Genomic DNA, 11,326 nt, shown 5'->3' with positions numbered 1-11,326 from the left:
TTCATATACTCTTCAGAGTATTTCATCACAGCTTCATTAAACTGGTTTCTAGGTACAGGAGTATCTTTAGCTTGAGATAGTATTAGCTCAATACTATTACTTAGAGCTAGTTTCTTAGCATCATAAAGACCTTGAGATTTATCAGCTGGGATATCATCAGTCGGTATCAGTAGTTCAGATACCTTTGGTTTACCTCCCTCTAAGAAGGTGTTTAAATTTTCACCTGTAATTTGTGTTACGCTGTTGGCTATCCATGTGCGAATTATATCATCAGAGGCACAATCATTAGGTTTCAATGCTCTAGTAATATATTTCAAACCGTCTGGAGCTTTGCCTTTTGCATAAGCACCTATATCTGCAATTACTGTCTTAGGATCATCCTTTTGCACATAACTAACTTCAGGATCTCCTTTGAGATTAAGTTTCTCATCATAAGTTTTGACAGTTTTTTTATAATAATAGATATGATACTCATAAGTTGTTAGCGTATAGCCTGTTAAAGTAGCATCCTGCCTAGTAAAGTCACTATCTGTTGTAGACATAGCATCATAAATAGTTGGTTTCGGGATATCTACTTGTACCTTTAGCTTATCTACAGGTCTATTACTAATTACATCATACAAGCTATCAGTATCTTTGGGATCTAAGCTAAGATGATTGACAGTATCAAACCATTTTTCAAAACTGCTACTATAGCCATGCGCTCCTTGACTAAATATATCTCGCCAGCATTCTATCAGGCTATCTTTAGGATCCACCCATTCTAATCCTTGCTTTTGGAATGCTTCCATTAGATTACGCATCAGCTCACGTACTTTGGATCTAAGGTTGTATTTTAGGCGATCTAAATCAATAGTACCTTTGGTACGATCTACCTCATCTAGTTTATCTTTTTTTGCTTTCCAAGTTGTTAATTTTTCTTTATAGGTCTTTTTTACATTATCATCTGAGAAATAAGGGTTTACGAATGTTTTATTTAAAAGACTATCAGTATCCATACCTCCAAAGTCAACATCCAACAAACCACTAGCTTGCGGATTAAATAGGAAGTTTGCTATCAAAATAGAGCTTTTGCCATAGTTATTAGCTTGAATTTGGACACAAATATTACTTAGTTGAGTTTGTAACCAGTCTATAGCGAAGTTATTATTATTCATCACTCCAAGAGGATTATCTAATAGCAGATTCCAACCTATAGTTTTACGGTTATAGTTGTATATAGGGTAAACTTCTAGCTCTGTCCACTGTGTTTGAGTTGCACCATTATCTTGATAGTTATATTTGATATCGCGAGCTTTAGCTTCGGCATAAGAGATATTCTCTACTAGACTCATATCAAAGCTATCTTTGAGATTAGAGCTATTTAGAGTCTTGGCATGTTGGGTTTGTAGTTTACTATCGCTTTCTATCTTGGCTAATCTAGCAGATGATAATTGTACAGTACTAAATAGTACAACTACTTTTTGTAGCTCATAAGTTGCTTGATCTTTTGCATAACACGCTGGTAGGGTGATATGAGTTTTGGCACTATCTGCATCAGCTACACGATAGTCACAGTTTTTATATTCTGATATATCAACCTCTGCATAGAATGTATTATTATTAGTAATACTAGATTTATATTCTTTGTACAAAGATAATTCTGCATGACCCTCTACATTACTATCTTGCAGGAAAATATAAACATATCCTTCTGCCATAGTTTCAGCATTTATAGGTTGTAAGTCTTCTATAATCTGACCTTGTAAATATTTTTTTATTGTAGATACTTTGGTTTGATTAGATTTTTTATCTTCTTCTAGAGCATTTTTTTTGTTATTAAGTTTGTTTATCTCTATTTCAAGTTTAGCAATATTACTATTAATGTCTGCTAAAGCTTGTTCACGTAGTTTGATATCTGATTCACTAACGCCTGAGCTTTTGCACATTCCAATAGCAAATTGAGTATTCCTTTGATCTCTTTCAAGTTTTGATTTTTGAGTTTGTAAGGAAGCTTTTTGTTTTTCAACCTCAGCTATTGCAGCTTGTTTTTTTACAACGTAATTTTTAACTCCATTATCAATTAACTGATCCAAATTACTATAGTCTGTTGGTAGCTCTATTAACTTATCTTGATCTGCAGAATCTGGTATATACAGATTAGTTATCTCTCTTAGTATATATTCTTGTTGCCCTGTAGATAGTCTACTTAATACTGCTATATTGCTTGTAGTATCTGCTTTTGGTGTATTATTAGGAGTGTTCTTACGCCATCTTGGTGTTACTAGTAGATGTTGTAAACCATCTTTTAAGTCTGATTTTCTAAGACTTCCATCAGCTCCTGCTTCAGCATCTGCTACTAGACTATTAACAAGGTCATCCAAATCATCCATTTTTTTTACATCAGGACTTTTACAGTTATTGTAAAAATTCATAGTTGATGTCAAAAATTTCTTATCTGATATATCAGTAAATTTACTATTGCCCATCGTCTTGCTCACCAATATTATATTCTTTAGCAATTATCTTAGATTCTTTTGCATTTAACTCTAGATTGTCTATTTCCCAATTCATACCTTGTAGCCCAGTCAAACTATATTCAGCATAACTTCTAGTTGCTTTGTTTGACTGCATAGTTATATCGCCTTTGACATTAGTCTCTGCTTTTTTGGTATAGTCTTCTAGTTGTATGGTTTCTGTATGTTTTTTTATTTCATTCTCGGCTATATTTTTGGTTTCATAGCGATCACTTAGTTTTTTAGTTTCTTCAAACTTAGCATTATGGATGATACTTAGATTACCTTGATGATCTCGCTTGTAGATTGCATCGGTAGATATATCTTCGGCTTTAGCTAGGCTATCTGTATGGTAGCTCTTAGCTTGAGCTAATTTATTAGCTTGATATTGACCTACTAGTTTTGAAGAATTGGTATTATTATAGTTCTGCGATGTGTAGTTATCATGCCATGTTAGGATATCTGTCTCAGGATTATCATCACTAGCTACTAGCTTGTCTGTATAGACTATATGTTGTTCTAGATTTGATTGATAATTGATACCACTATCATCAGCTGTTATGATTTCATCAGCATCGGGTAGGGGAGCCAAGTCAGATTTGATAGCCTTGAGCTGACATAGTTGTATAGTCAGTGTGCTAGTATTACCATTTATGTTGAATTTAAATACCAAAGGTTCTGCATCTTTTAATTCAACAAAAACTCGCTGCTTGGATATCTCAACACTATTTCCAGATATCTCTAAACTACCTTTGCCAAATATACTCCAACCAACTACTAAACCATAAGTTTTTGTTTTGCTAAGAGGTTCTGCTTGGATACTTATACTTTTGATATTTTCATCAAGATTTGATCCTTGTGCTATTAGCTGAGTTTGATTATCAAGTGTAATCTTAAAATTATAGTTATTTTGCTTTTTTTCAAAGCTATAGTATTGTTTTGTTAATTTTTCTTGTTGACCATCTAGCTCTATCTTGTTTGCAGTTGGTCTCTCGGTAGCCCAAATAACTGTAGTTTGATAATTATCATTAATCTTTGCAGTATTAAGCTTAAAATCTGTAATAAAATTAGTATCTACAGCATTAGTAGCTGATTTATTTTCACTGAAATTTTTGATGAAATATCTATGTAGATAATTATCACTATTTATAGTATGTCTATAATGATCTGTAGCTTTATCTGAAGTAGTTCTCTTATCTACAGTTATATTCTCTATATCGCCATAGTTTAGGGCTATATCTCCAGCTGCTATATCTATAGCACTATTTACACTACGCTTGATAATTCCTTCAAGGTTAGGGTAATCATTTGAGAAAGTATTTCGAGTAAAGTCATCATTATGACTAGTAGTATTCTCACCACCTAAACCTAACTCACTAACTTTGCCCTCTGAGCTTTGACCATATAAGCTAACTTTGGAGTAATCTTGCCCAGCTCTAGTCCGTGTGAAACCTAGTCCAACATTACCTGCACTATATATACCACTATCTTGGATATTCTTACTACTTACATGTTCATCTGCTGTAGCATCACTGCTAAATCCTAAACTTACATATTCACGATTATTATCACTAGTTGCTAATACCAGTCTACTATCACTTTGTGGACTACTATATACACCACCAGTTTTTGAGCTACTCAAGCTTACATTTCTAGTATGGCTAAGATCTTCATCTTGATTAAAAGGTATATCGGATTTTATGGGTAATTTATTATATTTTCCTAGTCCTTGTTGACTATTGTATTTAAAGCCTTCCGCAACCTTAGTTAGTGGTTTAGCTGCTAGAGGAGGGTACCAAGGATTATCTGTTAATTCCAAAATATTTAGATGAGTCTCTATAGCCCAATGTTTGGTTTCTTCAACATTTGCTCTGATATGAGAGCTATATACCCAATATCTTTTGGTTTCTACACCACTAGTTAGCTCAATGATATCTCCTTCTCGATGTACTATATTTTCAAGAGTTAGCTGACTTAGTCCATTCAAACTATTAATACTAAGATTAATACGTTTGGTTAGTTCTTTGGCATCGTTTTGTTTGAAATTATTATCATAAAAAATTCTAGCAGCATTTTCTTCAGTGATTGCAAAAGGAGAATCTGCGATTGTTGCATCTTGTCCAAGATCTATATCATAACCAAGTATATCTAGATCTGGTAAATGTTTATATGTATGTTTTTTGAAGCTTTTGACTTGATTTATAGCAGTTTGATTAGCTGATTTAGTTACATTATAGCTACCACTCATTCCTGTCAAATCATTAGGCTGGCTATATATATCAACAACATCTCTATCTAAAAATTTGTCATTAGCTATATAAAAACCATAGTTATTGAATTGATAATTAAAAAATTCAAAAGCATTACCATTTAATAGTTGGCTACTATTTTGTTGTATTTCTAAAGAATTAAATAACCCTATGAAGTCAGCTTGAGTACTACATAAAGTTTCTAACATATTTGTAATTATTGCTTGATTTGAAGATTCACTAAACATTTTCTTTAGATAGTAATCTTTAAGAAAACCAACAACACTTCTACAAATAATTCTATATATCTGACGAGCTTGTTTTGAGTCATAACCCAAAATAGCCTCTTTAACATATCCTCGTATAGAGCCACCGGTGATAGCAACACCTGAGTAACTAAAATCAAAGCGACAACCTATGAAGCTCTGAATGTTTTCGTCAGTATATGCTATAAACTCTACATCATAGCCATTATTGATTTTACCTAGATACTCAAAGCTAGCTACTTCTAGCTCTAGTTTTTGATCATCTATACTTAAAGTTAAATGTCTTTGGATACTCATGATTTTTACAACCTTTTATATACTATATTCAAAAAGTAAAGTTATAACCTTTTAATTTTTCTTCTTTGAAATTTCTCTACTATTGATTTGTACATAAGCTTTGCAAGAACTTTCATTTCAGTGAAATATCTAGGAGTACCAAGTTCTCTTTCAACTAAAAATGCCACAACAAGTGTGAAGTACTGGTCTAGATTAAAAGCCCATAACCATATCATACCAACCCAGCTAAGTAATAAGAAGAATGTGTATATTTTGCCCCCGATTAAACTAGCGATATAAACAATTAGTATGGTTGTAACTATCCAAGCAAGATTTAGTAATGTATATCTTATTAGAGTATTACAGTGAGTTTTTAACCATTTTTTTGGTTGCTGTTTTCTTTCTTTATTTGCAAAAAATAGTACAAAAGCCATTAAAGGGATAAAAAATACACTAAAAATATATAACAGATAAGTCATTTTCATTCTTTGTTTCGTTGTCATAATTTTACCTTTTATCTTGTTGGCTTCCAAACCAGTCTTGTAATAATATTTTTACCATTATAATCTGTTAGAGGAGTTGACTTGATATTACAGTCTTTAGTAACAGATAATACATCAAAGCTACTCCCTCCCTTGATAACAGCCTCTCCATAGTTCCTACCCAAAAAGTCTAAACTATTAGGAGAAGATGCTGAGTTATCACATATTTTTTGACCATTATTAGAAAGTGATACAATTTGCTTAGGTGTCGCTAAACCTAAATTACCATATAAAGAAACTGTACGTATATAGAATGTTTGTAAGCTTTGTTTTGTGAATTTATGTACAGCTAGAGGATTTTTTTGCTCCTCAGTTGTTAGATGCTCTCCTAGAGACGATACACTAATATTATTCAATGGATCTTTTGATATTGCATAGTTCCCATCCTCTCCACTAAAAACTAACATATTAAGTCTATAAACGTTACCATTATCAGTCTTTAGAGATAACAGACATTTTTCACCATTAGGGTCTACTGAGGAAATTATACTTTCACACCCAGGTGTTGTACCTATTATTTGCCTACTTTCAGTAGTATTTTTAGCAACTGCTTCTTTTACTTCTACTGGATCAGTAATAACATAAGTTTCACTCTTAGGTTTAAACCATATGCTCAATCCATATAAGTTAGCGACCCCTAGTAATAGTGAAATAGTTAAGATAAAAGGCTTATTTATAATCAGAGAATTCGTATCAACAGTATATGAGGTATCATAATGATTTTGATTTTCAAGGCTAGGCAAATATTGTTGATTTAATTTATCCAAAATATCTGTCATACTCTGTATACGATCTTCTTTTTTGAGTTCAAGCATAGACATAACTAAATCTTGTAGATCACTATCTATATCATTCGGCTTCTCTGGGGACATCTCTAGTTCTAAAGCATCTTTGGCATTTTTGCCATTATACGGGTGATGTCCTGTAAGCATTTCATACATGATACACCCTAGCGCATACACATCATCAGCAGGAGAGGGTGCTTGTCTAGTTAGCATTTCATAACTAGCATATTTGGGAGTGAATGCGGCAAATGTTGTTGGATCAAAAATAGAAGCATCAGGATCTTTTTGATTAAAATTTGTTGTTTTTATTGTTCTTGCAATACCAAAATCAAAAATCTTAATATCGCCATTTTCTAGCACAAAAATATTAGATGGTTTAAGATCAGAGTGTACAATACCTTGATTATGTACATACTCTAGTCCCTTAGCCACTTCATTTATAATATGTTTGACTTGTTTGATGTAGTTTTCACAATTAGGTTTTGCTTTTCCGCTATTGCGAGCTTCTTTCATCCATTCTTTAAGGTGAATACCATCGATTAGCTCCATAACCTTATATACAGCATCATCGCATCTATTGAAATCATATACTTTAATAACATTAGGATGAGATAATTGTTGTTCTTTATAAGCCTCTCTCTGTAGAGCTAAAAATGCTTGTTTATATTTTTTGACATCTTGGCTAAGTACCTTGATAGCAACAGAGCAGTTGTTTGGTTTTACCTGCTGACGGATAATATCTGTAGCTCGATATACTATCCCCATACCACCAATACCAATGATATCCTCTAGTTGAAATCTATCATTCAAAACTCTTTTCTCATCAAGCATTTGATAGGCAAGTTTTTTATCTTTATTACCTATTGAAAGGTTTGTGCTTGTTCCAGCAGTTAAAGTAGCATCGCTATCAATGCTAATAATTTTTGATTCTTTTTGTTGAATTTTAGGTTTACTTTTGGATGGCTGTTCAATGATAGTAATGGTTTTATCAGTGTCTGCTTTGACTATTTTAGATTTATCTTTTGGTTCTTCTTTTTCATCTTTGATTTGAGTAGAAGATTCTTTCGTTAAATTTGAATCGGCTTTATTACTAGTAATATTTGCTACTTTGCCTGTAGCTTGCTTTTTCAAAAAATCACTCGCTAACCCAGAAGCATTTCGTTCAGGTTTAGAAATCTTATCTTCAGTTATAGATTTGACTGTAGTGGTGCTTGATTCAGGTGTGTTTTTTGTACTCCCTTTAGCTTTAGCAGCACTTGATTTTGCTCTAGTTGCAGCGCTTTTAGTTTTTGTGGTCCTCGTAGCTTTTTTAGTAGCTGTGGTCTTTGTAGTACTTGATTTTGCTCTAGCTGTTGTGGTTTTAGCTTTTGTAGTACTTGTTGTTTTTTTAGTAGTTACCGAAGTAGGCTTTTTTGTAGTACTACGCTTAGCTGTAGTTGTTTTTTTATTTTCTTCTTGATTATTATTTTCTTCAGCCATTTACCCGTGTCCTATATTAATTAAATTTGATTTCATATATAAATTCACTATTTTCATCAATATCAATATGGATTGATTTTATTTGTGCGTCATCACACATGGCCAAAAGTAGCTTTTCAGAAAGTTTTGGCATTACATTAGCTTTTAGGATCATATCGATATTTCTTGCGCCGGTTTCTACTTCTTTGCATCTATCTGCAATATTTTCTAAGACACTATTACTATATGTAAGTTCTATTTTATTTGTTTTTCTTAGTTGTTTTGCAAATTTGTTTAATTTAAGTGTAGCTATCTCCTTTAGTGCTTCATTAGTCAATATGAAATATGGAATAATTGTTGTTCTAGCTAGGAGTGCTGGTTTAAACCAATTACTTAAGACTGGCCTGATCTTTGCAACTAAATCTTGCATAGAGATATTAGGATCTTGTAATGTTAGTTCAGTAATTTCATGAGTTGCAAGATTACTTGTTAGAAAAATAACAGTATTGCTAAAATCAATTTCTTTGCCTTCTCCATCTGTTAAAGAGCCCTTATCAAATACCTGATAAAAAAGATTCATAACATCTAAAGAAGCTTTCTCAACTTCATCTAATAAAACAACACTATATGGTCTTTGACGAACAGCTTCTGTAAGCACGCCACCTTCACCAAAACCTACATATCCTGGAGGAGATCCTATCAATCTACTAATTGTATGCCTTTCTTGATACTCTCCCATGTTAATCGTACACATGGAGCTTTCTCCACCGAATAAAGTATCAGCTACAGTTAGTGCTGTCTCAGTTTTACCAGCACCACTTGGTCCAACTAGGAGGAATACTCCCATAGGTTGTTCTGGTGTTTTAAGACCTGCTTTAGACATTTTCAAGTGTTGAGCAACTTGAAGCATTGCTTGATCTTGACCCTTTATTCGTTTGCATAATGTCTCATCCAATGTCAGTAAACTCTGAGACTCATCTCTTAGGACTTTACCAAGGGGTACACCTGTCCAGTCAGAAACAACTTTAGCAACAGTATCAGGAGATACTTCAAAAAATACCATAGGAGCATCATCTTGAGCTTGCTCTAATTGATTAGTTAAGGAGCTACGCTGTTCGATTAGTTCAGATAAGACTGTTTCATCATCAGTTTCTAATATCAGATCATGAACACTTTGTAATTCTTGTATTATTTTCTTTTCTTTTAGCCATTGTTCTTGATTGATTTTAATTTGCTGGTTTAGGTTATCAATTTTATTTTTTAGAGCCTCTATACTGTTCTTGTCTGTATCTACGCCTCTAGCCTCATCTTCTAGTAGACCTTCAAGCTCTCTTTCATATGCTCCAATATCTTTAATAGCGTGATTAATAATGCTTGGGCTAGAACTCATTGAGACTTTAACCCTAGCAGCGCAAGTATCAATCAAATCAATAGCTTTATCTGGTTGATTTTTACCTGTTATATATTTAGAAGAAAGATTTACAGCCATTCTTAAGGCATCATCTCGAATAACTACACCATGATTTTGAGTATATCTTGATTTTAGACCCCTAAGTATAGTCACAGTCATATCATCATTTGGAGCATCTAGTTTGACTAATTGGAATCTACGCGTTAAAGCAGGATCTTTTTCAAAATATTGTTTGTATTCTTTCCATGTAGTTGCAGCAACAGTTCTTAACTCACCTCTTGAAAGTGCTGGTTTTAAAATATTGGCAGCATCATTACCTGCTTGACCACCAGCTCCAATTAATCGATGAGCTTCATCGATAAATACAATAAGTGGAACTTCAGATGATTTTATTTCATCTATTACAGCAGTTAAACGTTTTTCAAACTCTCCTTTGACACTTGCACCAGCTTCAAGAAGGGTGATATCTAACGATAAAATTTTTGTATTCTTAAGAACATCGGGAACATCATTTTCAGCTATTCTCAGAGCCAGACCTTCAACCACGGCTGTTTTACCTACTCCAGGTTCGCCAACTAATATAGGATTATTTTTTCGGCGACGACAAAATATATCAAGCATTTGATCTAATTCTGTTTCTCTACCAAATACTGGATCAATTTTACCATCTAATGCTTTTTGAGTTAAATCCTCACAGTATTTTTCTATTGCTGAGTCACTATCTTTAGAAGATTCTACCTTAGTATTTTTTTTAACTTGATCTTTTTCTGAACTAGCAGCAACAAAGTTATCAAAATCTTCTATAAGCTTATTTTTAGAAACTATCCTAAGTGACTCAAGCAGATTCATTTGAGATAAAAGAGCTTTCTTATTTAATAAAGCTAAAAGAACATAACCAGATCTAATGTTTTCTGCATTAAATTGTAGTGATCCTATAGTCCATGCATCTTGAATAATCTCTAAAAGAAGAGGTGAAAATAAAGGCTTGCCAGAGTTCCCAGTTTCAAAGTCTCTTAAGTTAATTTGTAACTCTCTAACTACATCTGGAACTGATATATCATAATGTTCTAAAATCTGAGTAAAATCATTTGGTTGTTCATCTGATAAGATTTTTATTAACCAATGCTCTAAAGTAATTTCATAATTGCCTTGTGACATACACAACCCGACTGCAGATTCTAATGAAACTGTTAGTTTTTTATTTAATTGCTTTACTAAAGTTTTGAGTTCTACTAAAACAGACATTATTTCTCCTTTTATTTGGATATGTAGAATCTAGCCTGATGGCTTGTTGATAAGATCATTGGAGCGGTAGGGCAATTGCCGATGTTTTGGACTTTGTGTGTACCACTATTTGTTACAGCTTGATTATTTATCGAAAAAATATTGCTAGCATCTGTTACTTTTTGAGCAGGCATGCATGTTGTTCCAGTAATAGCTCCTGGCAGCATTGGTAAAGACAACGTAACAGGGTGTATAGTATCTGAGGCATCTACTGGAGCGTTCTCAAAAAAGACGGTGCTTTGCGATTGAGCTCCTATTTGAGTAGCTGTCGACGTCCCAATTCCCAAAAAAGGACCATACATCACAGGCTCTAAACTAAAGTATATACCACTTCCTACTGTATTAATGATTCCAGCCATAATTTAAAAGAAAAATTTACAATATAATTACATCATAGCAAAAAATAATATAAAATGTGATGCTTTTGGAATTTAAATCTCTGTACACGATAAAAAATATTGAAAGGACTGATTAAAGCCTTATATATTCATTATTTGCGAAAGATGAAAAAGTACTTTAATCAGCTAAGAGGAAGTCTATCTGAAATATTCAATTGGCAC

Annotated in this window: 6 protein-coding genes; all 6 read right to left on the bottom strand. The window is 33.0% G+C overall.

All coding sequences use genetic code 11. From position 1 onward, the window contains the following. Positions 1–2,468: hypothetical protein (locus F3D57_RS09550; RefSeq protein WP_150466082.1), on the bottom strand; the 2,468-nt coding region annotated here is incomplete at its 3' end. After that, positions 2,458–5,307 carry a hypothetical protein gene (locus F3D57_RS09545; RefSeq protein WP_150466081.1) on the bottom strand — a complete coding sequence of 950 codons (2,850 nt, stop codon included), beginning with the start codon at positions 5,305–5,307 and terminating at the stop codon, positions 2,458–2,460. The genes F3D57_RS09545 and F3D57_RS09550, both read right to left, overlap by 11 nt. A gap of 41 nt (positions 5,308–5,348) precedes the next feature. Continuing rightward, a complete protein-coding gene (locus F3D57_RS09540) occupies positions 5,349–5,789 on the bottom strand; it encodes a hypothetical protein (protein WP_146421447.1) in 441 nt (146 codons plus the stop codon). A gap of 11 nt (positions 5,790–5,800) precedes the next feature. Further along, positions 5,801–8,092 carry a serine/threonine-protein kinase gene (locus tag F3D57_RS09535; protein ID WP_150466080.1) on the bottom strand — a complete coding sequence of 764 codons (2,292 nt, stop codon included), beginning with the start codon at positions 8,090–8,092 and terminating at the stop codon, positions 5,801–5,803. Between the two features lie 16 nt (positions 8,093–8,108). Then, positions 8,109–10,727, bottom strand: coding sequence for a type VI secretion system ATPase TssH (gene tssH / locus F3D57_RS09530; RefSeq protein ID WP_150466079.1), 2,619 nt, complete (start codon positions 10,725–10,727; stop codon positions 8,109–8,111). Positions 10,728–10,738: 11 nt separating this feature from the next. Continuing rightward, positions 10,739–11,125, bottom strand: coding sequence for a hypothetical protein (locus F3D57_RS09525; protein WP_146421444.1), 387 nt, complete (start codon positions 11,123–11,125; stop codon positions 10,739–10,741). Between the last annotated feature and the right edge of the window lie 201 nt (positions 11,126–11,326).

The organism is Francisella sp. SYW-2, assembly GCF_008711475.1.
GTDB lineage: Bacteria > Pseudomonadota > Gammaproteobacteria > Francisellales > Francisellaceae > Francisella > Francisella salimarina.
This window is presented reverse-complemented; position numbering and strand designations above follow the sequence as displayed.